Below are 26397 nucleotides of genomic sequence, written 5' to 3'. Positions count from 1 at the left end.
TGACAGCTGGGCTTCCCTTATTGATCTCAGTAGTATGGTAAACGGCAACGGTCAGTCTGGTAAACGGATTTCAGATTTCCAGTTGATATCGGCCTATCAATCGAATCTGGTCTGGAATGGCGTCACGACAACCGATACTGGACGCGTTTTCGTTTGTTTTCCACGCCAGGCAGATGAAGCAGGCCTGCGAATCGGCGAAATCCGGGCCGATGGTACGCTTATTCCCTATCCTGACGAGGAGTGGAATAAGCTGTCTGCTAACCAGACGACCCGGCCAACGTTTATTCGGGTTCGCTCCCTGCGCATCGGCCCCGACCATAATCTATGGATTGTGGATACGGGACATTTACAGATGGGGCCCGAGTCAATAGTGGAGGGGGCCAAAGTGGTTGTTATCGAGGTAGAAACGAATCGGGTAATACGGGTCATTCCGCTCGATGGCGTAGTTAAGGCAAACAGTCTGGTCGATGATGTCCGGATTACCCCGTCGCATATCTACCTGACCGATGCCGGAGCCCCCGCGCTGATTGTGCTCGACCGGCAATCGGGTCGGGGTCGCCGGATTCTGGAAGACGACGATTCCGTAACGGACATGCGGCCCATACTGGCCGAAGGGCAGATTTTGCGCTACCCGAACGGCGAAGAAGTACGCATTCATGCCGACCAACTGGAAGTGTCGCCCGATGGCCGATACCTGTATTTTCAACCGGCATCGGGATTGATGAGCCGAATTGACACCTTTTTCGTGAACGATGTGACCCTGCTCCCCGCCAACATAGCTAAACAGGTGAAGCTCTTCGTCGATACGCCGGGCACGGGTGGAACTACGATTGATGCAGACGGCAACATCTATCTGTCGGATATCAATCAGTCACGAATTTTAAAAATTACGCCCGACGGAAAAACCTCGATACTCATTGCCGATCCCCGACTTATCTGGGTAGGCGCGATGTGGATTGATGAGGCCGGATTTCTGTGGCTCCCGGCGGGACAACTCAACCGAACGACCTTGTTTCAGCCGGGAAGATCGGCCGTTGTTTACCCAGTACACCTCTACAAACTTCAGATCGGGGCAACACCCGTTCGCAACTAACCAATTACCAAACAGCTATGGAAAACCGCATTTTAGGGCTTCATCACATTACCGCCATTGCCAACAACGCCCAGCGCAACTACGATTTTTATACCCATGTGCTGGGCCTTCGGATGGTGAAAAAGACCGTCAACTTCGACGACCCCAGTACCTATCACTTTTACTACGGCAACGAAACAGGGACGCCCGGTACTATCCTTACCTTTTTTCCCTGGGAAGGCATCGGGCGAGGCAGAACCGGCGTGGGCATGGCCACCGAAATCGGCTACTCGGTTCCCACCGGAAGCCTCGATAACTGGGCGGGCCGATTCCGGGAAATGGGCGTGTCCATGGGCCAACAGGCGGAACGGTTTGGCGAAGTATATCTCCCCTTCACCGACCCCGACGGGCTGGCTATTGCCCTCATTCAGCACCCCGACGACCGGCCGGTCTGGGAAACCGCAGACCTGAAAGAGAACATCGCCACCAGGGGGTTTCACAGCGTTACACTGACCCTGCAATCCATTGATGCCACCGCCAGGGTGCTGACCGATATTTTTGGCTATGTGCAACAAGGACAGGAGGGCAACCGCTACCGATTCATAACCGATTCAACACCCACGGCATCCATCGTCGATTTGCTGGAAGAACCCACCGGAACCCTCGGCCGGAATGCCGCCGGGACCAATCACCACGTAGCGTTCCGGGTCGCTAATGATGCTATTCAGATGGAATTTCGGGACAAGATTCTGAGCAAAGGCTTACAAATAACCCCGAAAATAGACCGCGATTATTTCTTCTCGCTCTACTTCCGCGAACCGGGGGGCGTTCTATTTGAGATTGCCACCGACAACCCTGGCTTTACGGTCGATGAACCGCTGGCAGAATTGGGCACCCACCTTAAGCTTCCCCGACAGCACGAAGACAAACGGGCCAAAATAGAGACGTCGCTACCCGTGCTGAGCTGAATCTCCCAACAGACGACTAAACACTGTCCATTCAGGTACAACTTATTTCAAGCTGCATTTATGAAAACAAGCATTGGTATCTCACCCGAAAACCGGGAAGTAGTTGCTCATGAGCTGGCCAAACTACTGGCTGATGAATTCGTCCTGTACACAAAAACCCTCAACGCTCACTGGAACCTGGAAGGTATCGACTTTCACTCCGTACACGTCTACTTCGAGGACCTGTACAATGAATCGGCCGAGTTTGTAGATGCGGTGGCCGAGCGCATCCGGCAGTTGGGTCACTACGCCCCGGCCACGCTGAAAAACTTCCTGCAACTCACCCACCTTACCGAGCAGGATGAAGACGGCAACGACAGCCGGAGCCTGATCAAAAAGCTGTTGGCCGATCATGAAAGCATAATCGAATTTATTCGGGGCACGATTGATGAGTTCGCCGATGCGCATAAGGATGCCGGTACAAGCGATTTTGTGACGGGACTAATGGAAAAACACGAAAAAACAGCCTGGATGCTGCGGGCACACCTTAAGTAGTTAAGGGGTAAGGGGTAAGGGGTAAGGGGTAAGGGGTAAGGGAAATAGCCCAACCTCAGAATGATCTACTCATTAATAATCATTAACTCAATAACCAATAACTGCTAACTAATAACCATCAACCAATCACTATTTTTGCGGTTGTTTCCATACATAAGCCTTTCGCTTAGACCCGTGCCACGGTTACCCTGTAACGCACGAGGTAACCGTGGCACGGGTCTAAGCGAAAGGCTTACGGTTTAAACGAACGTAGTATGCAGCCAGTTAAGGGTAACGCTCACCAGCGGTCAACCGGGCTATTGGCCTCTTGCAACCATAAATTATTTGTGGTGGGTTGCATTCTGGCGTTGCACAGCCTGTCGGCTTCCGGGCAAAACATAAACCGGCAACTCGTTAACCGCCTGCTTGTTCAGTTGCAGAAAAGCCAGCCGGATACGAACAGATTGTCTGCTTTACTCGAACTGGGCAAATTCCATATTTACAAACCGGGAGAATCTAAAGTCGACCTGGACAGTGGCCGGACCTACCTCTACAAAGCGAAGAAGCTGAGCGATTCGCTCCATTTACGAACCTGGCAGCACAACATAGAAAGCATGTTCGTGATTGCCAACATGGAAGGGGGTAATCCGGAATCCGGACGTTCCCAGTTTTCGGCACTGATCACCGACTGCCAGCGTACGGGCGACAAAGAAGGCGAAGCTATTGCCCGGTTCAGACTGGGTATCTGGCTCCGAAACGTCGACCCCGATTATACCAACGTCTATGCCAATTTCCGTCAGGCGGCTGCCATTTACAAGGCCTTACATAAGCCGGAGCAGGAGATTACCGCCCTGAAAGAAATCGCTGTCACGCATTTGTATCATGGCGACCTGGCCATTGCCGAAACGGAGCTGCTCAACGTACTGAACCGCTACAAAGCCATCCGCTATCCCAGGCTCCACTATACCTATACGTTACTGTCTACCATTGGCCGGATGAAAGGCGACTTCAACAAGGGCCTGCTGTATGGCATGCTGTGTCTGGAGAGCATGAACAAAACGGCGGATACCGTGTCGGCAGCGGCTTTCTACGGCGATCTGGCCAGGATTTATGTCGAGATCGGCAACCACCAGAAAGGGATTGAGTGGTACAAAAAATCGCTGGCAGCCTGGCGGCACGAACGGCTCCCTAACTTTGCCATGTATTATGCAGCGGGTGTGCTGGCGAAAGACCTCATCGACCAGAAAAAACCGCAGGATGCCCTTCGGCTCATTCAACAGCTCGTCAGGGAAATCCCCACCAACACCATCATTCAGAAAGCCTGTGTTGCCCAGAATTTAGCGTATTGCTACGATGCGTTGAAAAACTACCCGCTGGCCGAACGGTATTACGAAGAAACGTTGAACTGGTACGCAAAGAACAAGATTTTCGAGGCCTCACAACAGGCTCATCAGGATATTGGGGGCTTTTACTTCAACCGGAAACAATTCAACAAGGCGAATTATCATTTACAGAAAGCGTTGAGTTTTCTCCCGCAGAAAAATGCTCTGTCGACGGTCAGAGATATTCATTTTATGCTCTTTAAAGTTGATTCGGCGCAGGGCAACTACCTCTCGGCGATCAACCATTTCCGACGCTACAAATCCCTCAACGACTCCCTGTTCAACGAAACCAAAAGCAGGCAGATCGCCAGTCTGCAGATTCAGTACGATACCCAGAAAAAGGAACAGAACATTGCCCTGCTCACCAAACAGAGCCGGTTACAGCAAAGTGAGATTAAACACGCCCAGACAACCCGAAATGGCATTATTGCCGGGGCTATTTTGCTGGCAGGTTTATTGGGCGTAAGCTATAACCGATATCGGCTCAAGCAAAAGAGCAACCAGCTTCTTGAAGCCAAACAGGTTGAGATCAACCAGAAAAACCAGTCGTTGGAGCAGGTGCTGGGCGAAAAGGAAGAACTGCTGGCTGAGAAGGAATGGATGCTCAAGGAAATCCACCACCGGGTCAAAAACAATTTACAGGTTATCAGCAGCCTGCTGAATGCACAGTCCGACTTTCTGCACGATTCAACGGCGCTGGCGGCCATTCGGGAGAGTCAGAATCGGGTACATGTCATGGCCCTGATTCATCAGAAACTATACCAGTCCAACAACATGGCTCAAGTCGATATGGCCAACTATATCCGTGACATTGTAGACTACCTGGTTGACTCCTTCGACCGGCAGGATTCCATCCGGGGAAACGTAGCCGTTTCGGTGGTTCTGCTGGATGTAACACTGGCGACTCCCCTGGGGTTGATCATCAATGAGGCTGTTACCAACTCCCTGAAGTATGCCTTCCCGTCCGGTGCGTATCCTCCGCACAGCCCCGGAACGCTAACCATCAGCCTTAGCCCGGTAGATCAGCTGTCTTATCTGCTGACAATCAATGACGACGGAGTTGGCCTGCCCGCTGGCTACGATGTGGACAAAAGCAACACCCTGGGCCTGACCATGATCAAAGGCCTTAGCCGACAGATTGGCGGGCAGCTGCGTATTAATGGAGACGACGGTGTTCAGATCAGCCTACAGTTTAGCATCGTCAAAAAAACAGCCCGAACGGCCTGGTCATCCCAGTAGCTGGTTGCTCTGATCAGTTACCTGACTGCTGGTAGGCGCTAATGTTCAGCTTTTTCATCCGGGCTTCCAGCGTGGTCGGCTTAATGTTGAGCAGTTCAGCCGCTCCACCAACACCCCGAATCCGGTTGCCCGATTTCGCCAGTGCCGCCAGAATGGCTGATCGCATGGCATCGTCAATCGATTTTACATCCTCAGACGACGGTATTACAAACGACGGTAAACCACTGGCTGTCCGCAGCGGTTCGGCCAGCGTCAGGGTAGCGGTTTGGGAGAGAATAGCCGACCGCTCCAGCACGTGCTCCAACTCCCGAATGTTACCCGGCCAGGTATAGTGGAGGAGTTGTTGCAGCGATGCGTTGGCGATGTTTGTGATGGGCTTGCCCAGCTTTTTGCTGATCTTTTGCAGGAAATGCATTGTCAGAGGGAAAATATCTTCCTGACGCTCACGCAGGGGCGGCACTACAATTGGAAACACATTGAGCCGGTAATATAGATCGGAGCGGAACCGACCGGCGGCTACTTCCTGCTGAAGGTTTCTGTTGGTGGCTGCAATGATGCGGGTATTGATCAGGATAACGCCTTTCCCGCCTACCCGTTCAATTTCCTTTTCCTGAATAGCCCGCAGCAGTTTGGCTTGTAATTCGAGGGGTAATTCGCCGATCTCATCCAGAAAGAGCGTGCCTCCGTTGGCCAGTTCAAACTTACCGATCCGCTTTTCGGTTGCGCCCGTAAAACTTCCGCGCTCGTGGCCGAACAGTTCCGACTCGATGAGTTGGGCGGGTAAAGCGGCACAATTTATTTTAACGACGGGCCGGTCACGACGGGCTGACAAACTATGAACAGCCCGGGCAATGAGTTCCTTACCCGTTCCCGTTTCGCCCATGATCAGGACGGTATAATCCGTAGGCGCTACCTGCCCGATGGCATTGAACACAGTTTGCATGGACGGGCTCGTGCCAATGATTTCTTCAAAGTTATGGCTGGTCTTAATCTCTTCGGCCAGGTAGGTTTTTTCCTGTTCCAGGTGTTCACTCAGCACCTTGATTCGTTCGTAGGCAGATATATTTTCCAGCGCCAGCGCCAGTTCAACGCTAATATCCTGCAATGTACAAAGATCTTTATGGGTGAACGCATAAGCCGCTTTACTGGCCAGAATCAACGCGGCTATCGGCTTTCCCTGACTAAGAATGGGCACATACATCGACGATTTCAAGCCCAGGGCGTCGGCATAAAACCGGGTGACTACGCTTCGCTGGCGCATGTCGGCAAATCGGGTGCCTACGTTGATGCTGGGTTCTACCAGCCAGGTTTCCAGATCGGCCAATGACTGTTTCCAGTCCGGCTGGTCGACAATAGCGTGGGGAACACTCTCCTTTCCCGTCAACGGCACAAAAACGCCATGCTGTTTCTGAACGGCCCTGTCGATGGTTGCCGATTCCAGTATCCGGCCAATTCGGTAAACAGCCAGTAGATCGAACGGCATCAACTCGTTGAGGATAGCGGCTACCTGTGGTATGATCTCACGGCTGTCTTTGCCATTCTGAAATACATTGACGAGGGCCAGTTCCGTTGTTTTGGTCTGTCTGCGTGCTTCGATTTCTTCGTAAGCCAGCAGGTTATCCAGTGCCAGAGCAATCTGGGGCGCAATCAGACTAACGGCCTGGTAGTCTTTCTGCGTAAACCCATCGGTACGGGTGCTGGAGAGAATAATGGTCGTAAAGGCTTTCCGCTTCAACTGAATCGGAAAAAGCACCAGCGAACGAACGCCAAAGTTATCCCGGCACGAACGGGCGGTTATGTACCGGTCGCAGAGTTGATCGAAGGCGTCGCCCGTGAAAACGCCCTGCTCCTCCCCCAGCCTGTCTGGTGCTTCGCGATCCAGTTTTTGAATCAGTCCGTCTTCCACTTCGCCCCGAAGCAGCGCGGTCAGATTTACCCGCTCAAACGTACCCGTGTCGGTCTTTGCCAGCATCAGCCAGTAAAAAGACACTTCGTCGGGCAAGCCGATTCGCAGATTAAAGAATGAAAATGGAACGAATGTATTGATTTGATGGGCGATTGCCTGACAAAGCTGGTCGCGGTCCTGAATGGTGACAATGGCATTGTTGACGGCAATTTGTACTTCCTGTTGTTTTCTTAATCTGGCCTCTTCGCTGTGGGCATGGCGGTAGCGGGCAATTTCCAGCGTTGTCAGTACATCTTTCTCCCGGAAAGGCTTGTTCAGAAAGCCAAACGGCTGGGTTACTTTGGCCGCTTCCAGAATACGATCGGTCAGGTTGGCGGAGAGGAAGACAAACGGAACAGGAACAGCCTGCTCATTGAGCCAACTGGCCAGATCGATACCGGTTTGGTCGTCATTCAGGAAAATATCCATCAGGACAATATCCGGCGTATGGCTGGTGACCATCGCTTTGGCTTCTGTTACGGATGCTGCCGTACCAACAACCTGATAACCTGCCTTTTGCAATATCCGGCTAAGGTCATTCGCAATCAAAAACTCATCCTCAACAATGAGTAATTTAGGTAACGGAATAAACTCGCTGGGTAGTACCATTCGATTCGTTGAGTTAGTGAATGGCAAAGGTACGAGGTTATACGACCTCCAATTTACATCTCCAATATATTGGAGGCCCAAAATAATAGAGGGTTATCGAGCTACTATAGTATATGTAAACTATACTGAATAGCAACAACTTATACATAAACCCCTCTATTCCGGACTCATTTTAAAGACTTGGCACTTGATTGGCAGAATCGTTTGCACTGGCTAAGTGGATGGTCACTAAACACTTCTTCTTATGAAACGTAATATCCAGCACGACCCTTTAGCGGTTCAACAAGTTGAAACAAGTCAATGGTCTTATCCTGTTCATTCCCACAATCACTTCGAGCTAATTTTGATTCGAGGTGGCAGTGGGTATCACCTCATCAACGGCAATCGATTCGCCTACCAGGCGGGTGATGTATTCTTTCTGAGCCCTCTGGACTGCCACTCGTTTGTGATCAATAAAAAAACCTGCTTCTGCTTTCTATCCTTCACTGATCTTTACCTGGCTAACCTGTCGCAAATGGGAGCGAATTCCTGGCCGCAGATTCGGGAATACGGCCTGACCAAATACCAGCCCCTGGCGGGCAGCCTTGTTACAGACGGTATGGAACAACAAAACTTACAGGCCCTGTTCCAGATTATCTTGGTCGAACATTACGCACATCAGTCCCCCTTAGCCAACCCCGTTGTGGAGTCGCTCATGAAAACGATCCTGAGCATCATAGACCGCCAACTCTCACATTACCAGCCAGGCGCAGGAACATCATCCTGCACCGCTTCGTCACTTCGGCAGCGGATTGGGACCTATGTACACCGGTACATTACGGAACCGGACTACCTGCGCCTGGAAAAGATGGCCGATGTCTTTAATTATTCGCAGCGGCATCTGGGCGCGCTGTTTAAACAGCAAACCGGCGAATCCATTCAGCAATATATCATTCGGTATAAGCTTCAACTGGTTGAAACAAGGCTCAGGCTGAGTACCCTGACCGTTTCGCAGATAGCCGATGAATTTGGGTTTACAGACGTATGCCACCTGAACAAACTGTTTAAACGGTACTACCGGCAAACGCCCACCGGTTATCGGCGGGAGCTTTCGGCTGGTCTTCCTGCAATGCCCGGCTTACCTGCCGGTTTCACCACGATGTTGAACGCCAGCGAAAACTCGTTTTTGATCGCATAGTCGCCCAGACCCGAGAAGAAACTGGTCGAGTTGTACCGAATGGCAAACTGCGTCCGGTCAATAACGGCTTTGCCTTTGATGCGCAATCCGTCACCCTCCGGGCTGACGACAACCGGAAACGTAACCGGCCGGGTAACGCCCCGAATCGTTAACTGGCCAGTTGCCACCTGACCCGATAAGCTGGCCAGCAGAAAGGTGGCGGTTGGATAGCGGGCAATATCGAAGAAATCTTCATCCCGAAGATGCGCCTGGAGTTTGGCGTCTTCGTGTTGAAGGGTAGTCATGTCAATACTGATTCGGCCAGTGGTTATCTGTCTGCCCGCAACGGAAAACTGCCCTTTACTTACCTGAATCGTGCCCGACGGTGCCCAGGAGCCAAGCTCCGCGTATCCCGTCCAGTTGAGCTGACTGGCTTTGGCGTCGACGGTGAACTGAGACTGCGCAACGGTCGATGAAACAAGAGCAAATGCGAAAAAGAAACTAATGAAAAGCGTTTTCATGATGGTATCTGATTTGAAGTTGATTTAGTTAATGATTAGTTGGCGTTGGGTTTTCCTTCCGTTTCGATCAGGCCGTAGCCTTTGTAGCGTTTGCCGGAACGGTCTTTCGCAATGACGTACCAGAGCGCATCGCCCCCGTAAGCCTGCTTGCCATACCGCCAGTTTTTGGGGTATGTGTATGTCTGGCCGCGCTGGAGTTTTCCCTGTGGGCAGACAAACGTGGCGGCAAATTCGGCGGGATTGTACCGCATGTTGGGGTGCCAGCCGGTTGAGTCGTACCAGATAAAACTACCGGCTTCAACCAGTTCCAGATCGCTTACTTCGGCGCGGACCATTGTGGCATGTTTCCAGTAATAGGTGTCGCCTTCCAGCACGGGTATGCAGGGGTTGTTGGTATGCCAGAGCGTCAGGCCAACGGGTAGCAAACGTAGCTTGTCGGGCAATAAACGGGACTTGTTCGACCAGCCGGAAGACTGTTGTTGGGATCTGGCAGTCAGGCTGATCAGGCTGAGCGTAAGGAGCAGAAATGTGCGCATCGTTGTGACGGGGTTAAGTCGTTGAACGATACAAAGGTGGGGTGGCAACCGGCCCCCATCGCCCCAATTCAGGATTGGGACGTCCCAACGGACGATTTGGGACTAGGGTTGACCGGCATACTCGCTGGGCGACTGCCCCGTGTGCTCCTTAAAGATTCGGTTGAAGGTCGTTTTGGAATTAAAGCCCGATTCGAAGGCGATGCCCAGCAGTGTGAAGCGGGTCAGGTCGTCGGTGCGAAGCCGTTGCTTCACTTCATCAATGCGATAGGAATTGACAAAATTATTGAACGACTGGCCAATACCGGCATTGATAATAAGCGAAACGACTTTGGGGTTAAGCCCCAGATGGCGGGCCAGTTCGGTGAGCGTCAGGGTTGGATTGAGGTAGAGTTTGTCGGTATCCATAGCTCGGCGAACCTGGGCAATCTGCTCAGGGCTAACCTGAACGTCAGTCTTCGGCAGCAACGGCAGGCTATCGGGCACGGCTTCGTCTCTGAACTGCACATTGGCCAGGTTAGTCTGTTGCAAACCGGCCGTACCCAGCACAATGAGCAGCAAACCAAGCAGCCAGTATGAGTAATCATATTGAAAATACAGATTGAACCGATGGCGCAAAATCAGTTCGATAGCCCACTGACCGCAAACCAGCGCGATAATGACCAGTAGTACCCTAAGCCACCGCAGGGTAAGCTGGCTCGTTTCGGAGAAGTTTTCCTGAACATACCGGCTGTACTTACGCAACAACCGAAGAGAGAGCAACAGATAAACGAGCAGGGAAAGCAGCGTACCATCGAACTCAATGCTGTAGGTGTACGGGGAATGAATGTTGTTCCAGAACCAGTTCCTGAACTCGTATGGCTGTAACGTCAGAAACAGATAAAGGCCTGCCTGGACAGCCACCGGCAGAAAATGCCACCAGTAGCTCCGTTTAAACTGAAAAGTACTGTTTGTAAGGCTGTTTACGTAGATGTAAATAAGCGGCCCAAAGGCAAACGAATAGAAGATGGGCAGGAAATACAGATTGGCGTTTTGCTGATAAATTCCGGCTAATCGAAAAAAGCCATCAATCAGCCAACACGAAAGGGCAGCCATCAAACAGGCCAGAAACCGGTTTGCCTGCCGGTTATGGTGTGAAAACCACAGCAACCCGGCCGCAAAGAAGCCCACGTTGATAATGAACAGCCCGATTAGTACATCAACGGTAAACCCAATTTTCACCTTTTTACTGTTTAGATGCCGTCGATGGTCTTGCTAACAGAAACCCGGAAATTATTTCCTTACTTCATGTGCAATATACAGCAACAGAATGCAAAAAGGTGTAATACCGACCGTCGATGCGTCGAACCATCCCGGTCGGTATTACATTCACTTAATACCGCTCGTTTCCCTCGTCTTCCTCTTCGGCGAGTTCGATGATCTGCTCGTCGAGGTCGTCGTCCGACATATCGGCATCGGTTGCATCATCAATGAACTCGTCGGGTTCGGCGTCGTTCGATAGCTCGTCGGTGGCGTGGCGGGCGGTGGCTGTATCGGTATATAAAAGCGTATCGGAGGCTTCTTCATCGCCCGGATTCATACTGTCGGGTTCGTTGTTCACGCCAAGCCCGGCGTAAACAACAGCGTCTTCTTCTAGATCATTTTCGGGCATGTTCGTGTGTTGGGGCGACATACCTTCCAGCGGACCGCCCGAATTTTCATCGACGCGCTGTTGATCGGAGTTGTTGGTATTTTCCATACGAGTTTAGTTACTGGCGGTAATAACCGAAACGACCGCCTGGCCGCATTCGGCACCAGTTATTACTCCCTAACTCCGAACGTCTAAAAGAGTTTTCGGTTATTTCCAGACCACCACTTTCTGGATCTGTACCGGGCGGTTGTCGCTCTGAAGCCGTATCAGATACGTTCCATCGGCCAGATTTCCCAAATCAAGGAGACTTTCTGCACCGGCTTTCACCGGCTGAACGGGTACCACAGTCTGGCCCGTCAAAGACACCAGTTCAACGCGCCCATCATAATGCGGACGAACGGTAATGTACCGGTTGGTTGGGTTGGGGAATACCCAGGGACTAGTCGGTTCTTCGGGTACACCCGTCACAACGACCTTTTGGGAAGTGTTTTTGAGGTAGCGCAGCCCGCCCCCCGTTCCGCCAAGCAACAAGTCGGGAAGCTGGTCGCCGTCGAGGTCGGCGGCTGCGGCAATGAGCCCTTTGCCGGGCAAGCCAATGCCCACCAGCGAGTCGATCAGCGTAAACGCCTGGGTCGGCGTTTCGGGGAATTGGTAGACCTTAACAGACCCATTATCGGCTGCGGCAATGAGTTCGTTCTTCTGATCGCCGTTCAGGTCTGCCACCACCAGCGACCGGGCGCGGGCATAGATGTAATCGTCCGTCGTGATCCCCCCGAACGTCTGGTTCTGCAACTGAAAAACGGGAGCCGTGGCTGTACCTGCGTTCCGGTAATAGAGAATGGTACCCACGTTGTATCGGCTGATTAACAAGTCGGGTTTATTGTCCCTGTCCACATCCGTTACCGTCAGCAAATCGAGCGGGAACATCAGGTCGGGTGTAGGCCAGCGGGTGGCACCGGCAAGGCTATATTGTGCGGCTGCCCCTTTCGGCGCTGTGTTGATCAGCGCGCGAATCTCTACGGCCTGCTTTCCCGTTGCGGTGATGATCAGGTCCATGCTGCCATTGCCATCCACATCAGCAAAAGTGGGCATTACATTTGTCAGCCCCAGCGACTGAGCACCCAGGTAATCAGTTGTAACGAGAACAAAGGCCGGACTCTGCGTTGTGCCTTTATTCTCGAACTGCCAGATACCGCCCCGGTAGCCGGAACCAACCCCTACACCGCCGTATCCGACCAGTAGATCCAGATCGCCGTCGCCGTCCAGATCGGCCAGCGCGGGAGCCGTGCGTTCACCCAGGTCGAGCATGTCGCTTTGCAGAAAATCTTTCTGAACGAGCTGAAAATCGGGCTTTTGCGTCGTACCGGTGTTCTTGTAAAACCAGCCCGACGCTCGAAAATCGTACAGATAGCTGTCGTTGAAGTTTACATTGGGCGATGCCAGCAAATCTTTTTGCCCGTCGCCATCGACATCTTCAAAAAAAGTGGACGGAAAGGCTGGAAAGAGTATGGGGTTCCGGGCCGGAAACAGGCTGTCGTAACTCGTAAAATTGGCACTTACGCTGTTCGGCCCGCTGTTTCGCAAACGGGCAATGTTTTCGCAGCTTACAAACCCAAACAGTAAGTCTTTGTGGCCATCCCCGTCGGTATCAATCACTGTAAGAGTATTGCCCGAATGCAATGGTCTTGCCCCGCTGGGACTGCCCAGGCCAACCCGACCGGTAGCGGATGGAGCAGCCAGGCGGCCACCGCTGCCGGAGCCATCGTCACAATTGATACCAAACCTGAAGTCGTTGCAAAACTCTTTTTGGAAATGCCCCCAGCACTGATTCCCGGCACGGGCAAAGTCCAGCCCGCCTTTTTTGCCGGTTCGTTCAACACTCATGTTTTGCTGATAGGCAATGATGTTTCCATCGGCATCGAAGGTGATAATATCGATATCGCCGTCGTCGTCATAATCCGTGATGGCGGGTAAATCGCTGGCATTTACGTAAAGGGGTATCTGAAAGCCGCTGAAGCCGAGTGTTCGGAGCGGGTCGACCGCCAGCTTGAACGACACCACCCCGCCTTCCGACTCGTTATGCCATACGCTGATGCCTTTCGAACTGTTGGTAAAAATATCTTTCCGACCATCGAAGTCATAATCGACCAGCAGCATCCAGCTGTACATCACTGCCGGAAACGCCAGTTCGTACTCAGGCGCGTACTGCCAGACTGTGCCGCTGCCAACGGGATTGTCGACAGCGATGAAGGTGCTTACCTTGCCGGTTGTCCGGTCATAAACGGCCAGATCGTCGCGGGTGTCGTTGTTCAGGCGAATGGTTGAGTACTGTGTGGTATTCAGGCCACCCGCCCACGGGTTGAGCAGCGGGCGGTTATTGACGCTAACCGTTGGGCTCTGGTCGTATCGGAACGCGATCTTCCCGCCCGACTGTGCCTGGGTGAGAAACGGAATTACTAAAAAACAGAGCGTAAACAGCTTTTTCATCTAATTTTGACCTTTATCAATCACAACCGGCACTTCACTCAAAAGAACGAACGGAGGAACTATTTATGTCTATCGGTATGCTATCAACCGAACAACTCTACCATAAATTTCAGGAATGTACGGGTGTTTCGACGGATACCCGCCGTATTACGCCCGACTGTTTATTTGTGGCCCTCAAAGGCGACAACTTCGATGGCAACCAGTTTGCCGAACAGGCCCTGGCGTCGGGAGCCCGCTATGCGCTGGTAGACGATGCCGCCGTGGCCGAACGCGACCGGGCCAGTGGTACCAACCGATGCCTGCTCGTGGCCGATGGCCTGACGGCGCTTCAGGATCTGGCTCGTCACCATCGGCAAACCTTTACCTTTCCCGTTATTGGCCTGACCGGTTCCAACGGCAAAACGACGACCAAAGAACTGATTGCGGGCGTGCTGTCGAAAAAGTATAACCTCTACGCCACGGCGGGCAATCTGAACAACCATATTGGCGTACCGCTCACGCTGCTGTCGCTGAACGAGCAGCACGAACTGGCGATCATCGAAATGGGGGCCAATCACCAGAAAGAAATTGCGTTCCTGTGTTCCATTGCCCTGCCCACCCACGGCCTGATCACAAACATCGGAAAAGCCCATCTGGAAGGTTTCGGCGGCATCGAAGGCGTTCGAAAAGGCAAGGGCGAGCTGTATGATTACCTGGCGCAAAACGCCAAAACGGTCTTTATAAACTCGCGCGACAAAACCCTGACGGCTATGTACCGCGAGCGGCTCAAAGACATACGCTCCGAGACGACCTTCGCGGAAGCTATTTTTTATCCGGCCGCCAATCCGGACGAAGACCCAATTACACTGGTTAGTGAATCGCCGGTGGTCGTTTATAGAGCTACTTCCGGTCAGGAGATCACGACGCATTTGCCCGGCCGGTATAACTTCGACAACATGCTGGCGGCTCTGGCCATCGGCGATTATTTTGGCGTATCGCCCGAAGAGGCCAGCCGCGCCGTTGCCGACTATAATCCAACCAACAACCGCTCCCAGCATGTTACGAAAGGCACCAACATGGTGCTGCTGGATGCGTACAATGCCAACCCCAGTTCCATGGCTGCGGCCATTCAGCAGTTTGCCGCCACTCCCGCCAAACGCAAAGCCGTTATCCTGGGCGACATGTATGAACTCGGCGACGAAAGTGAAGCCGAACATGCGGCACTGGGAAAGCTCATTGCGGAGAGTAACTTCGATCTGGTCATTCTGGCCGGGAAAGACATGCGCTTTGCCCTGGCCTACCTGCCTAAAGCGTATTACTTCCCGGACAAGTTTTCGCTGCACAACTGGGTCATGGACAATCCTATGACAAACACCCACATCTTAATAAAAGGGTCGCGGGGCATGAGTTTAGAGTCGGTTGTGCCTTTTATATAAATCAGAAGTTTCTGATTAGCCGGTTCGGCAAATGCACAAACTCAACATTTCCATTATCATGAAGATCAGTTTAGTAGTTTGCCTGTTGTTTTTGAGCACCTGGATAACGGGAAAGGTCCACTTTTTTGCAACAGATACCCCATTTGAGGCCGAAATTCGTGCGTTTGAGACGCAGGACCGGGAGTCTCCGCCCCCACAGAACGCCATCGTTTTTACAGGAAGTTCGTCCATCCGGCTCTGGGAAAATCTGGCCACGTACTTCCCCGGCAAGCCAATCCTCAACCGTGGATTCGGCGGTTCGGAATTGAGTCAGGTGCTGCTCTATGCCGACCGGATCATTACCCCTTATCACCCAAAATAGGTGGTTATCTACGCGGGCGAGAACGACATTGCCAGCGGCAAACAAACCGGTCGGCAAACCTTCGACCGGCTGGCGGCCCTGTTCACGCACGTTCGGCAAAAGCTGCCCGAAGCTACATTTACGTTTATTTCCATAAAGTCCAGCCCGTCGCGCCGGCAGTATTTTGCGGAAAACGACATCGCCAACCAGCTTATCAAAGACTATCTGGCCAAACAGGAAAACACCCAGTTTGTCGATATCCGACCAATTATGCTTGGCAAAAATGGCCAGCCCGAGCCCATTCTGTTCAAGTCGGACAGCCTGCATATGCTCCCGGCCGGTTATGAGCGCTGGGGCCGTATATTGAGTCCTTATTTGAAATGAGTAACCCGAGTGAGTGATGCTGTCAATAACCCTTTCCTACATGAAAAAATCGTTTCTCCTCCTGATCGCTTTATGCCTGACGGCTCTGGCCAACTACGCCCAGACCAATACGTACGCGCTGATTCCCAAACCCACCCATCTGGAAGCACGCAGTGGTAGTTATGCACTGCCCGCCAAACCAACCATTGCCGTTCAGGCGGCCAATCCCGAAATTCGCCGGATTGCCCAGATGCTGGCCGACCAACTGGCAAAAGCAACGGGGTCAACGCCGGTTGTCACGACGGGGAAAGCCTCCGGCGGTATCTCGTTCGTGAGTGCAAAAGGCCCGAAGCTCGGCGCCGAAGGGTACACCCTGACTGTTTCGCCGAAGCAGATTGTCATTACTGCCGAGCAGCCGCAGGGTTTTTTCTACGGTGTTCAATCCCTGATGCAGCTAATGCCTACGGCTGTTTTCAGCCCGACAAAAGTAAGTGGTGTAGCCTGGACCGTACCGGCCTGTACCATCGAAGACCAGCCCCGTTACGGGTATCGGGGGTCGATGCTGGACGTTGGCCGGTATTTCTACCCCGTTGCCTTCATCAAGAAATACATCGATTTACTGGCCGTGCACAAGATGAATACGTTTCACTGGCACCTCACCGAAGACCAGGGCTGGCGGATCGAAATCAAGAAGTACCCGAAGCTAACCGAAATCAGCTCCATACGCCCCAAAACGATGGTGGGTCACTACCGGGACAAGGTCTACGACAACAAACCGTACGGTGGCTTTTATACTCAGGATGAGGTGCGCGATGTGCTCAAATACGCACAGGAACGGTTTGTGACGGTCATCCCCGAAATTGAAATGCCGGGCCACTCGGTAGCCGTTCTGGCGGCCTATCCTGAGCTGGGAAGCAGCTCCGACAAGATGCTGACACCCTCCCCAACCTGGGGCGTTCACGACGATGTTCTGTTCCCGCGTGAAGAGACCTTCACCTTTCTGGAAAATGTCCTGACGGAGATTATTGACTTGTTCCCGAGCCAGTACATTCACATCGGGGGCGACGAATGCCCGAAAACCCAGTGGAAGCAAAGTAAATTTTGTCAGGCGCTGATGAAGGAAAAAGGGCTGAAAGACGAGCATGAACTGCAAAGCTATTTCATCCAGCGCATTGACAAGTTCGTCACCTCGAAAGGTCGCCGGATCATTGGCTGGGACGAAATTCTGGAAGGGGGCCTATCGCCCAACGCGACCGTTATGAGCTGGCGCGGCATTAACGGGGGTATTGCAGCCGCCCGGCAGAACCATGATGTGATCATGACGCCAACCACGTACTGCTACCTCGACTATTACCAGGCCGACCCCAAAACGCAGCCCGTAACCATTGGCGGTCTGCTGCCCATCGAGAAGGTGTACAGCTTCAACCCCTCGGTGACGGACAGCCTGACGGCCGAACAATCCAAACACGTGCTGGGCGTACAGGCCAACGTTTGGTCGGAGTACATGCCCACGACGCACTCGGTGGAGTACATGGCCTACCCGCGTCTCCTTGCCGTCGCCGAAACAGGCTGGACACCCCAGGATGCCCGGAACATCGACGATTTCAAACAACGACTTGAGGTACACAAAAAACGACTTGATTTTCTGAACGTCAATTACTTCGGTGCGCCTATTAACAACACCTTCCAATACGTGTGGCCAAAGGAAACGGCGAAGAAGTAAAGAAGATAGCCCGTGTAGCTGTTGCAAACCCCATTGAACGGTTTTTGCAACAGCTACACCACGTATAAAACAAGCCAAAGTACTTGTGATAAAAAAACGCTATACTGCCTTTTTGGCTACCCGCAGCGCTAAACGGATTGGTTTATTAGCGCTGCTGTTGTTGTCATTTTATCTGCTTTACGAGCGCAAATACGGCTATGAACACTTCCTTATCGAAGACGTTCGACAACCAGCCTTTTTTACTTATGAGAAGGACGTACGGAGTCGCTCGTATTCACAGATAAAAGTTCATGTAACGGGAGAAATAAAAGGGCGGGCGAGTGTTTCGGTCGATGCGTGCAATGATATAAACAGTACAAATCACTATTATACACCGAGGTTAAAGGTTGTCATTACAGGAAAGGTTGATACCGTTATGGCAACTCAGTATTACATTGGTCAAGCCTGTATTAAGTATAGACCAAGGACAGCGGAGAGCGGAAAATTATCGATAGCGGTGTCCATACGTTAGCGGGTCATACCATCTGAAGTTTGCACTTAAATGGGCAAAATCTTTTGGTAAGTTCCATCTGATGCAAATACAATAATTAGCGCCCCTCCATTACCCGCAAAGATGCGTCTTCGGCCAACGGTTAGTTTATGATTACTAATGGGCAAAACTCCATTTGTCCAGCGACTTTTGGCAGTTGGCCGACTATAAACTCTATCGCCAATAATCTGCTCTAAACAATGATTTAACGCGCTCTTGTTAATGGTTGTATCGCTTCTTAGCTCCCCTGGCTTGCCATTGTAGATCAATACAATATCTCCTTCAAAATCCATGAATTGCCGGGGAAGATTGTCCTTGTAGTGGTCATCTATACTGGATGATAAGTACCAACAAAGCTGATCCTGTTGGTTACGGTATTGATAAAGCATGACAATGCCTTTGTCATTGCTCCATAATTTCTGTTCACAACTTTCGACATAGTCAGCTAGTATCTGCCGTTTAGTGGGTGATTTCGCTACTATATCTGTCAGTTGAGCCTCATCACAGGGCGGGGGGTAGCCTGACTGAGCAAAGGTGCTCTGTGCCAGAATAACACTTCCTAATATAAGCCGTTTAAACCACTGGTAAATCATAAAATTTTCTATTGTATAAGTGGCATCATGTAGACCAGGATTCACTCACGCAAGTATTTACGAAGAGCTTGAATACCAAAAATACCCATCGTTATACCGACTACATAAGCGACAAGGTGCAAGACCATAATCACCAAAGGCAAAGACAGGAAAAGAGGGTTATTCATCATTTCTTTTGTTGTATAATCGAACTTTGTTTTATTTCTTTTCGCTCAGCGTGCAAATAAGCTATTAGCTCATCCCAATGTGTACATCGGGCATATTTTTACCTTGGCTCGGCGGGCATCACCAGTAAAATCTCCCTAATGCGTATCGATAAGACGATATCCTGTAGCTGTTTACTCGTTAATTCATCCGGCGATTTGCTTTTTATCTCCTTATTATTGGCATCTATTCGAGTGACCTTACAAGACAGCAATCTAATGTTACAACCACGTTCTCCAGAAATAATAATTTCTAATAAATGCGAACAGAATCGGCGATAAAATAACTAAAATAATCAGCGAAAATGCAAGATATTTGGCGTGGTATGAAGATAAAGCTTGGTTGGATCGGTACGTCTCATAAATAACTATATAACGTTTGTTCTTAATAAACATTAGTGAACTTATAACGAGAAACAGCAGCGCGGCTAAGAAGTTCGAAGTCGTTATACCTGCATGTTTAGAGCCCGTGTCGCTTCTAGTAGGTGCGACATTATTTATAATAAACTTTATAAAGTCATTATAAAGACTATATAATAAGAATGTAGTTGAGAAAAAAACAAAAGCGAACAATATAGTTACTGTAAAAGCGGGAATATTATTCTTGTAATCTTCGCCCTTATAATAACAGTTGTAAATCACAAAAAACCATTTGTCAATCAATTTCATTTTAACTATTTTTTTCATCATTAAACAAACGAATTATTAACAACCGGCCAACACTTTTCCGGACGGGTAAATTGGCAAATTGTTTAAATAAGGGCAAGCATATGGAATTTATTAAACTAGTAATATATTGTACAATAAGAAAATACGACAATATTTTGTTATCTTAAAATCGTCCATGAAACCTGTAGGTCAATTACAATGCACCCTACTAATTTGATGTTGTACTAAGTACCCTGATACAAAATCACTACTTCTTGTATCTAAAAACCAGGTAACTTACGATAAGGGGGTAGTACGTACCATCATTGATTCGGTAGGCCCCGTTAGCTCCCAGCCGTTGGCAGTCACTTTGTAATTGCTGCTTTACATGCTGATCAACGTTCAGATCCGGCCTAACATTGACGGATAAAGAGACAACGCCTAACTGTTCAATATCCTGAGGAATATCCCGCTCCAAAAGAAAAACCTTAACCGATGAGCTGTCCGTCTGTAAACCAGCGCCTACTACCTGTTCAAGGGGTTTAATCTTTGATGTAACACACGAAGACAGGCAACTACTAAAGCCAACGAAAAGGACTAGTGTTTTCATCAAAATCTGGTTCATAATCAAACGTTGCGTTAAGTTGCATGAAAAGTTAGTCATAACTACACTTTACTCAACCTCCAGCCCTATAGCTTTTTACTGGCTGGAGGTTGAAAATCACCGAGCCCGTTCACAGCACCATCTCCATCCGGATATCCGCCCGCGCATAGGGCGTTGGAATGCTGGGTACTTCCCGAAACCCGACACTTTCATACATCGTAAGCGCGGGCGTAAGAATCCGGTTCGACTCCAGCCAGATGGTCTTAACACCCAACTGACGGGCATAATCGATAGCGACCAGGCATAATTTTTTACCAATTCCTTTCCCCTGCGCCGTGGGCGAAACGGCCATTTTAGCCAGTTCAAACTCGCTTACGCCCTGCTCCGGCGTTCCTGTGTTGACCATCGCCACGCAGCCAACAATGGCATCGTCTAGTTTGGCGAAAAAGATTTGACCGTGATTGGGCAGTACGTGTACGTCCGGATGATCCAGTTGCTCCAGATCGTGTGGCTCGACCGCGAAATAGCGGGATATCCATTCGATGTTCAGACGCTTGAAATCAGGCTGGTATCCGGGTGAGTAAGGATGGATGGAAATGTCGTTCATGGTGGTTATAAATTGATGTATTTAGATAGGGTAACTTTCGACAGGATTACCGCATTCCGCTGGCTAAAGTAGTTGTTGTTCAGTAGGGATTCTGCCCATCAATCTTTATTTTTGCATTTTGCTAAGAATCGCAACATACGAAGGAATCCGTTTTTATGACTAATCGAACGTTCCTTTGTTTTTCACAAACTAATCATGCAAACGTCAACCTACGTTCCCTATAAGGTTAAGGATATTGCGCTGGCCGAATGGGGCCGCAAGGAAATTAAACTTGCCGAAGCCGAAATGCCGGGGCTGATGGCCCTCCGTGCCGAATATGGCCCTTCGCAACCCCTGAAAGGGGCACGTATTGCGGGCTGTCTGCACATGACCATTCAAACGGCGGTGCTGATTGAAACCCTAGCTGAGCTGGGTGCCGAGGTAACCTGGTCTTCGTGTAACATTTTCTCGACGCAGGATCACGCTGCGGCTGCCATTGCTGCGGCTGGCATTCCCGTGTATGCCTGGAAAGGGATGAACGAAGAGGAATTCAACTGGTGCATCGAACAAACGCTGTTTTTCGGCGAAGATCGTCAGCCGTTGAACATGATCCTCGATGACGGTGGCGACCTGACCAACATGGTCTTTGATGTGTATCCCGAACTGATCGAGAACATCAAAGGGCTATCGGAAGAAACGACGACCGGTGTTCATCGCCTGTACGAGCGCATGAAAAATGGCACGCTGCACCTGCCCGCTATCAACGTTAACGACTCGGTAACGAAGTCGAAGTTCGATAACAAATACGGCTGCCGCGAATCGCTGGTTGATGCTATCCGCCGGGCGACCGACCTGATGCTGGCCGGTAAAGTAGCCGTTGTGGCTGGTTACGGCGACGTAGGTAAAGGATCGGCGGAGTCGCTCCGGGGTGCCGGTTGCCGCGTATTGGTAACGGAAATCGACCCAATCTGCGCGCTTCAGGCCGCTATGGATGGTTTCGAGGTACTTCCGATGGATGAAGCCGTTCCCCGCGCTCAGATTTTTGTAACTGCCACGGGCAACGTCGGCATCATTAAAGGCCGTCACTTCGAAGCCATGCGCGACAAAGCAATTGTCTGTAACATTGGTCACTTCGACAACGAAATCGACATGGCGTGGCTCAACGAAAACTACGGTCACACGAAGAGCCAGATCAAGCCGCAGGTAGACATGTATGAAGTAAACGGCAAAGAAGTTATCGTACTGGCCGAAGGCCGTCTGGTAAACCTTGGCTGTGCTATGGGTCACCCATCTTTCGTGATGTCGTGTTCGTTTGCCAACCAGACGCTGGCTCAGCTGGAGTTGTGGGCTAACTCGGACAAATATGAGAACAAAGTATATGTGCTGCCTAAAATTCTTGATGAGAAAGTAGCCGCTATGCACCTTGCTCACGTAGGTGCCAAGCTTGAGCCACTGGCACAGGATCAGGCCGATTACATCGGTGTTCCTGTACAAGGCCCGTTCAAATCGGAAATGTATCGGTATTAAGGTATGTAGGATGTATGATATAGGATATATTGCTGGCTCAACCCCATACATTCTATATCATACATCACCAAGCGCGGCTTCGGAAACGGGGCTGCGCTTTTTTGCGTTAAATTTGTTAGTATTGACCCAAGGAAAGCTACTCGACTATGATGTTCCCGTTAAATCCTACTACACGCCGGGATGATCGCCTGACGGACGATGAGTTTTACGCATTTTGTCAGGCTAATCCTTCGCTTCGTATCGAACGCGAAGCCAATGGCCAGATTGTCTTTGAAATGCCTACTAATACGAAAACTGGATTAAGAAACGCCGATTTAATAATTGAAATTGGTATCTGGAACCGTAGGTCGAAGTTAGGGATGGTAGCTGATTCTAGTGCAGGGTTTACGCTACCCGATACTTCAGTTAGAGCACCGGATGTTTCCTGGATCAGTAATGAACGCTGGAACGCCCTTTCAGAAAATGACCAGGGTAAGTTTGCCAGAATATGTCCAGACTTTGTCATTGAGTTGATGTCGGACTTAGACGAGAAGTACACTCTGCCCGCGAAGATGGAAAAGTATCTCCAGAATGGCCTTCAGCTAGGTTGGGTAGTAGATCCATTCAATCAGCAAGTAACAATCTATCGTCCAGATAGGGAACCACAGATAAAAACATTTTCCGATGAACTGACCGGGGATAATGTGCTACGAGGTTTTTCAATACGATTAATTGACTTAATGTAACGATACCCGCCATGAATCGTCTGCTCGTTGTGCTGTTGTTGTCTCCCCTGCTCGGTTCGGCGCAGGCGACAATTGACACGCTGCACTGGAGCACAACCCGGCGCCTTCTCCTGAGTGATTTCCACGCGCCGATTCAATCGGGCCTGGGCGGCTCCGAATTTCACTACCAGATAGGCTACGAAGTTCGCCCGACATCCGTCTGGAGTCAGCCCGCCATCGACGCCTTTTGCCTGATGTTCCGCAACCTGTCGTGGGTGTCCGAAACGGCCCGTAACGAACGCACCTTAGCTTACAATCAGGTGCTGTTCGATCTGGTAGAGGTTTATACCCGATTGATGAAAGCCAAGCTGGTGGCGCTGCATACCGACCGGCATTTCAAACAGCAGGCCACCCAAATTGAGTACCTGACAAATGCCGAACTGGGTGCCGAAGTGAACCGGTTCCGGGCCGAAACCGGCGGGGGCGACGATTTGCCCGCGCTCAAACGCTGGCAGTTGCAGGTAGCCCAGCGCCTGTACGATACGCCCGATCTGCGAACGACGTTCCGTTCATCGAAAATAGGGTATGGTATGTTCGTTGGCGGAGGAGGTATGTTACCTGCGGGCCCACTCACACAAACGTTCAGCCCGGCAGCGGGGGTTGTTGTTGGCCTCGATATTGCGTTTCAGCGAACCATGCTTCTCCTGCATCCCACACTGTATAACGGTACCTTACGGGCTGGTTTTTCGCATAACAACCAGACATGGGAGAAAGATATGTCGATTACGTCGAGCTTATTTGAAGTCGGACTGGGCCGAATTGTCGCTGATTTACCCCGCAGCCGACTCATTCCGTACGTTGGCTATCGCTTGCTCGACCTGTCGCCCCGCGATGGGAATGATGAACGCTACAAAGGATTATCACTCTATAACCACGCCCCTACCCTCGGGCTGATCGTCGACATTAAGCTGGGCGATAATACCCAGAAACCCGACCGCTCGGAAGACAGTTTCTGGTTCGTGCGGACAAAAGTTTCGTACAGCCCCCTGCTGGCGCAGGATACCTTTTCGGGTGGGCTGATCAACCTGCAAATTAGCCTGGGCGGGTTCAGCCGAATCCGGCGGGTCGTTTATAAACCCGATCATACCCTGATTCCCTTGCAGGGCACTATGCTTAACTAGGCTCTCGGGTTGCCGGGCCGCCGGATCGCCGGATCGCCGGGCCGCCTTTCTAACGATTTATTAACGCACGATTCCGCAGAGTTTCCGAACTTGCCCTTCAGTATGAAAAAACACCTCCTGTTACTCGCTCTGGCGGCTTTATCGGCCTGTAATCCGAGTTATCATCTCACAAACCGAACGGCCAGCCGCATCGGTGTGGATTCCCTGTCGGCTACAACCGACAGCAGCGTTGCCCGTTTTCTGACGCCTTACCGGCAGGGCCTCGAAAAAACCATGAACGAGGTACTGGCCCGGTCAACGGCCCGCATCGAGAAAGGCCAGCCCGAAGGACCACTCAATGATCTGCTAACCGACGCCCTGCTCAAACAAGCCATTGAACGCTATGGCAAACCCATTGACTGTTCGCACCTGAACTACGGTGGCATTCGAAACAACCTGCCCCAAGGAAACATTACCACCGGCTCTATTTTTGAGGTCATGCCCTTCGATAATCAGCTGATTGTACTGACCATGACGGGCGATATGCTCCGGCAAATGCTGAATCATTTTGCCAAAGGAGATAAACTTGTCATTGGCGGTTTGCGGGCTAAACTCCACAATGGGCAGCTTCAATCGGCTACGTTTACCAACGGCCGGACGCTCCAGCCCAACGAAACCTACACCGTGGTCATGAGCGACTACGTGGCTAACGGGGGCGACGAAGCGGGATTCCTGAAGAACCCCATTAAAAGCGAAAACATCAATTACCTCATGCGCGATGCCCTGATCGACTATTTCCGGCAGTTGGGCAAAACCGGTCAACCCATAAATCCCGTTTCTGATGGACGCATTAGCATCGAATAGACGCCAGTTTTTAAAAGTATTCGGAACAGCCGCCGTCATTGGCTCCGTAGCGCCGGATGTGCTGGCCTATTCGGGTAAATCCAAACCCACGTCGCTCACTATTCTGCATACCAACGACGTACACAGCCGACTGGACCCTTTCCCGATGGACGGCAGCCGGAATGCGGGCAAGGGTGGTGTGGCCCGCCGGGCAACGCTCATCCAAAAAATCCGGCAGGAACAGGTGGATGGGCAGCCCCGCCAGATATTACTCTTCGATGCCGGTGATATTTTCCAGGGAACGCCTTACTTCAATGTCTACAAAGGTGAGCCCGAAATCCTGGCGATGAACCAGCTTGGCTACGATGCCGGTACCATCGGAAATCATGATTTCGACGGGGGTATCGACAACATGGTGACGCAGTTTGGCAAAGCCAGCTTTCCGTTGCTGATTGCTAATTACGATTTCAAAAATACCGTACTCGACGGCCGCACAATGCCCTTTAAAATCTTCGAGAAAGCCGGCGTTCGGGTGGGCGTTTTTGGTCTGGGAATCAAACCGGAAGGGCTGATTCCGCGTGATGCGTACAAAGAAACGAAGTACCTCGACCCGATAGAAATCGGGAACGACATGGCCGCTAAACTGCGCAGGGACAAGAAGTGCGATTATATCATTTGCCTGTCTCACCTGGGCTACAAGTACAACGACGCCACCGTGTCGGACAATGTACTGGCGGCTAAAACCAAACAGATCGACCTTATTATTGGTGGACATACGCACACGTTTCTGGACGCGCCGGTAGCGGTCAACAACCTCGATGGGCAACCTGTCTGGATCAATCAGGTTGGGTTTGCGGGCATCAACCTCGGCCGCATCGATCTGGCGTTTGAGCGGGGTAAAGCCGTCTCCAGCGCTGGCCAATCCGTCGAAGTAAACTAGAAACTTACCACCCCGAAGCCACCAAAAAAGCCCGGCCGCATCAAGGCAGTCGGGCTTATACATGTCGTCAAATTGATTCAACTACCTTTTTAGACAACAGTAAACGGCCTTAAGTCAAAGAGATTTTTAATATGAATAGCTGGCACCTTTCGAACAGAACCGGC

The 26397-nt window shown here is 51.1% G+C and carries 23 protein-coding genes; 14 read left to right on the top strand and 9 right to left on the bottom strand.

From position 1 onward, the window contains the following. Positions 1-34: 34 nt before the first annotated feature. The 4 genes from CRO74_RS17485 (at position 35) to CRO74_RS17470 (ending at position 5174) form a co-directional block, all read left to right on the top strand. On the top strand, positions 35-1093 hold the full coding sequence (locus CRO74_RS17485; protein WP_097127442.1) for an SMP-30/gluconolactonase/LRE family protein: 1059 nt from the start codon (positions 35-37) through the stop codon (positions 1091-1093). A 17-nt stretch (positions 1094-1110) separates the two neighbouring features. Beyond that, complete coding sequence (locus CRO74_RS17480; RefSeq protein WP_097127440.1) at positions 1111-2040, top strand: ring-cleaving dioxygenase; 930 nt, start codon at positions 1111-1113, stop codon at positions 2038-2040. Between the two features lie 60 nt (positions 2041-2100). Continuing rightward, complete coding sequence (locus CRO74_RS17475; RefSeq protein ID WP_097127439.1) at positions 2101-2574, top strand: Dps family protein; 474 nt, start codon at positions 2101-2103, stop codon at positions 2572-2574. Between the two features lie 254 nt (positions 2575-2828). Continuing rightward, on the top strand, positions 2829-5174 hold the full coding sequence (locus tag CRO74_RS17470) for a tetratricopeptide repeat-containing sensor histidine kinase (RefSeq protein ID WP_097127437.1): 2346 nt from the start codon (positions 2829-2831) through the stop codon (positions 5172-5174). A gap of 13 nt (positions 5175-5187) precedes the next feature. On the opposite strand, the gene CRO74_RS17465 is transcribed toward CRO74_RS17470, so the two are convergent. Next, positions 5188-7728, bottom strand: a complete 2541-nt coding sequence (locus CRO74_RS17465; RefSeq protein WP_245877896.1) for a sigma 54-interacting transcriptional regulator — start codon at positions 7726-7728, stop codon at positions 5188-5190. Between the two features lie 244 nt (positions 7729-7972). On the opposite strand from CRO74_RS17465, the gene CRO74_RS17460 reads away from it, so the two are divergent. Continuing rightward, positions 7973-8905 carry an AraC family transcriptional regulator gene (locus CRO74_RS17460; RefSeq protein ID WP_097127434.1) on the top strand — a complete coding sequence of 311 codons (933 nt, stop codon included), beginning with the start codon at positions 7973-7975 and terminating at the stop codon, positions 8903-8905. Here CRO74_RS17460 and CRO74_RS17455 read toward each other — a convergent pair. From CRO74_RS17455 to CRO74_RS17435, 5 genes are all read right to left on the bottom strand, one after another. Beyond that, the gene (locus CRO74_RS17455) at positions 8803-9405 is read right to left on the bottom strand and encodes a YceI family protein (RefSeq protein WP_097127433.1); all 603 of its coding nucleotides are present in this window, start codon (positions 9403-9405) and stop codon (positions 8803-8805) included. The two genes, CRO74_RS17460 and CRO74_RS17455, sit on opposite strands and share 103 nt — an antisense overlap. 35 nt (positions 9406-9440) lie before the next feature. Next, positions 9441-9941, bottom strand: a complete 501-nt coding sequence (locus CRO74_RS17450; protein ID WP_097127431.1) for a hypothetical protein — start codon at positions 9939-9941, stop codon at positions 9441-9443. 102 nt (positions 9942-10043) lie between these two features. After that, complete coding sequence (locus CRO74_RS17445; RefSeq protein ID WP_097127429.1) at positions 10044-11159, bottom strand: helix-turn-helix domain-containing protein; 1116 nt, start codon at positions 11157-11159, stop codon at positions 10044-10046. Between the two features lie 151 nt (positions 11160-11310). Then, on the bottom strand, positions 11311-11676 hold the full coding sequence (locus CRO74_RS17440) for a hypothetical protein (RefSeq protein ID WP_097127427.1): 366 nt from the start codon (positions 11674-11676) through the stop codon (positions 11311-11313). Between the two features lie 99 nt (positions 11677-11775). Next, complete coding sequence (locus tag CRO74_RS17435; protein ID WP_097127425.1) at positions 11776-14055, bottom strand: FG-GAP-like repeat-containing protein; 2280 nt, start codon at positions 14053-14055, stop codon at positions 11776-11778. Positions 14056-14132: 77 nt separating this feature from the next. On the opposite strand from CRO74_RS17435, the gene CRO74_RS17430 reads away from it, so the two are divergent. From CRO74_RS17430 to CRO74_RS17420, 4 genes are read left to right on the top strand one after another with little or no spacing between them, the layout of a single operon-like run. Further along, positions 14133-15470 carry a UDP-N-acetylmuramoyl-tripeptide--D-alanyl-D-alanine ligase gene (locus CRO74_RS17430; RefSeq protein ID WP_245877895.1) on the top strand — a complete coding sequence of 446 codons (1338 nt, stop codon included), beginning with the start codon at positions 14133-14135 and terminating at the stop codon, positions 15468-15470. A gap of 58 nt (positions 15471-15528) precedes the next feature. Beyond that, positions 15529-15831 (top strand): SGNH/GDSL hydrolase family protein, encoded by a 303-nt coding sequence (locus tag CRO74_RS32040; protein ID WP_245877894.1) that lies wholly within the window; start codon positions 15529-15531, stop codon positions 15829-15831. After that, a complete protein-coding gene (locus CRO74_RS32035) occupies positions 15832-16194 on the top strand; it encodes a GDSL-type esterase/lipase family protein (RefSeq protein WP_245877893.1) in 363 nt (120 codons plus the stop codon). Between the two features lie 40 nt (positions 16195-16234). After that, a complete protein-coding gene (locus CRO74_RS17420; RefSeq protein WP_097127421.1) occupies positions 16235-17896 on the top strand; it encodes a beta-N-acetylhexosaminidase in 1662 nt (553 codons plus the stop codon). A gap of 537 nt (positions 17897-18433) precedes the next feature. Here the strand turns inward: CRO74_RS17420 and CRO74_RS17410 are convergent. The 3 genes from CRO74_RS17410 to CRO74_RS17395 form a co-directional block, all read right to left on the bottom strand. Then, positions 18434-19063, bottom strand: coding sequence for a hypothetical protein (locus CRO74_RS17410; RefSeq protein WP_144035940.1), 630 nt, complete (start codon positions 19061-19063; stop codon positions 18434-18436). A 1074-nt stretch (positions 19064-20137) separates the two neighbouring features. Then, positions 20138-20479, bottom strand: coding sequence for a hypothetical protein (locus tag CRO74_RS17400; protein ID WP_144035939.1), 342 nt, complete (start codon positions 20477-20479; stop codon positions 20138-20140). A 124-nt stretch (positions 20480-20603) separates the two neighbouring features. Further along, complete coding sequence (locus CRO74_RS17395; RefSeq protein ID WP_179830233.1) at positions 20604-21080, bottom strand: GNAT family N-acetyltransferase; 477 nt, start codon at positions 21078-21080, stop codon at positions 20604-20606. Positions 21081-21275: 195 nt separating this feature from the next. Here CRO74_RS17395 and ahcY point away from each other — a divergent pair, with 195 nt between their 5' ends. The 5 genes from ahcY to CRO74_RS17370 all read left to right on the top strand — a co-directional run bounded on the left by ahcY (position 21276) and on the right by CRO74_RS17370 (position 26233). Further along, positions 21276-22586: an adenosylhomocysteinase gene (gene ahcY / locus CRO74_RS17390; protein WP_097127411.1), complete on the top strand. Its 1311-nt coding sequence runs from the start codon at positions 21276-21278 to the stop codon at positions 22584-22586. A 146-nt stretch (positions 22587-22732) separates the two neighbouring features. Beyond that, on the top strand, positions 22733-23311 hold the full coding sequence (locus tag CRO74_RS17385) for a Uma2 family endonuclease (RefSeq protein ID WP_218840223.1): 579 nt from the start codon (positions 22733-22735) through the stop codon (positions 23309-23311). Between the two features lie 11 nt (positions 23312-23322). Continuing rightward, a complete protein-coding gene (locus CRO74_RS17380) occupies positions 23323-24471 on the top strand; it encodes a hypothetical protein (protein ID WP_097127409.1) in 1149 nt (382 codons plus the stop codon). A gap of 102 nt (positions 24472-24573) precedes the next feature. After that, the gene (locus CRO74_RS17375; RefSeq protein ID WP_097128656.1) at positions 24574-25314 is read left to right on the top strand and encodes a 5'-nucleotidase C-terminal domain-containing protein; all 741 of its coding nucleotides are present in this window, start codon (positions 24574-24576) and stop codon (positions 25312-25314) included. Next, entirely contained in the window at positions 25292-26233 is a 942-nt protein-coding gene (locus CRO74_RS17370) for a bifunctional metallophosphatase/5'-nucleotidase (RefSeq protein ID WP_097127408.1), read from the top strand. The genes CRO74_RS17375 and CRO74_RS17370 overlap by 23 nt, the downstream gene beginning before the upstream one ends. Positions 26234-26397: the final 164 nt, after the last annotated feature.

The sequence above is a fragment of the Spirosoma fluviale genome (genome assembly GCF_900230225.1).
GTDB lineage: Bacteria > Bacteroidota > Bacteroidia > Cytophagales > Spirosomataceae > Spirosoma > Spirosoma fluviale.
The sequence above is the reverse complement of the archived record's forward strand: the minus strand, read 5'-3'. Positions and strand labels throughout refer to the sequence as shown.

What these genes read in the sequence shown, in the direction of transcription:
- CRO74_RS17485 (WP_097127442.1), top strand. Translation starts at nt 35, where the DNA reads ATGGTAAACGGCAACGGTCAGTCTGGTAAACGGATTTCAGATTTCCAG.
- CRO74_RS17480 (WP_097127440.1), top strand. Translation starts at nt 1,111, where the DNA reads ATGGAAAACCGCATTTTAGGGCTTCATCACATTACCGCCATTGCCAAC.
- CRO74_RS17475 (WP_097127439.1), top strand. Translation starts at nt 2,101, where the DNA reads ATGAAAACAAGCATTGGTATCTCACCCGAAAACCGGGAAGTAGTTGCT.
- CRO74_RS17470 (WP_097127437.1), top strand. Translation starts at nt 2,829, where the DNA reads ATGCAGCCAGTTAAGGGTAACGCTCACCAGCGGTCAACCGGGCTATTG.
- CRO74_RS17465 (WP_245877896.1), bottom strand. Translation starts at nt 7,728, where the DNA reads ATGGTACTACCCAGCGAGTTTATTCCGTTACCTAAATTACTCATTGTT.
- CRO74_RS17460 (WP_097127434.1), top strand. Translation starts at nt 7,973, where the DNA reads ATGAAACGTAATATCCAGCACGACCCTTTAGCGGTTCAACAAGTTGAA.
- CRO74_RS17455 (WP_097127433.1), bottom strand. Translation starts at nt 9,405, where the DNA reads ATGAAAACGCTTTTCATTAGTTTCTTTTTCGCATTTGCTCTTGTTTCA.
- CRO74_RS17450 (WP_097127431.1), bottom strand. Translation starts at nt 9,941, where the DNA reads ATGCGCACATTTCTGCTCCTTACGCTCAGCCTGATCAGCCTGACTGCC.
- CRO74_RS17440 (WP_097127427.1), bottom strand. Translation starts at nt 11,676, where the DNA reads ATGGAAAATACCAACAACTCCGATCAACAGCGCGTCGATGAAAATTCG.
- CRO74_RS17435 (WP_097127425.1), bottom strand. Translation starts at nt 14,055, where the DNA reads ATGAAAAAGCTGTTTACGCTCTGTTTTTTAGTAATTCCGTTTCTCACC.
- CRO74_RS17430 (WP_245877895.1), top strand. Translation starts at nt 14,133, where the DNA reads ATGCTATCAACCGAACAACTCTACCATAAATTTCAGGAATGTACGGGT.
- CRO74_RS32040 (WP_245877894.1), top strand. Translation starts at nt 15,529, where the DNA reads ATGAAGATCAGTTTAGTAGTTTGCCTGTTGTTTTTGAGCACCTGGATA.
- CRO74_RS17420 (WP_097127421.1), top strand. Translation starts at nt 16,235, where the DNA reads ATGAAAAAATCGTTTCTCCTCCTGATCGCTTTATGCCTGACGGCTCTG.
- CRO74_RS17400 (WP_144035939.1), bottom strand. Translation starts at nt 20,479, where the DNA reads ATGAAAACACTAGTCCTTTTCGTTGGCTTTAGTAGTTGCCTGTCTTCG.
- CRO74_RS17395 (WP_179830233.1), bottom strand. Translation starts at nt 21,080, where the DNA reads ATGAACGACATTTCCATCCATCCTTACTCACCCGGATACCAGCCTGAT.
- ahcY (WP_097127411.1), top strand. Translation starts at nt 21,276, where the DNA reads ATGCAAACGTCAACCTACGTTCCCTATAAGGTTAAGGATATTGCGCTG.
- CRO74_RS17385 (WP_218840223.1), top strand. Translation starts at nt 22,733, where the DNA reads ATGATGTTCCCGTTAAATCCTACTACACGCCGGGATGATCGCCTGACG.
- CRO74_RS17380 (WP_097127409.1), top strand. Translation starts at nt 23,323, where the DNA reads ATGAATCGTCTGCTCGTTGTGCTGTTGTTGTCTCCCCTGCTCGGTTCG.
- CRO74_RS17375 (WP_097128656.1), top strand. Translation starts at nt 24,574, where the DNA reads ATGAAAAAACACCTCCTGTTACTCGCTCTGGCGGCTTTATCGGCCTGT.
- CRO74_RS17370 (WP_097127408.1), top strand. Translation starts at nt 25,292, where the DNA reads ATGGACGCATTAGCATCGAATAGACGCCAGTTTTTAAAAGTATTCGGA.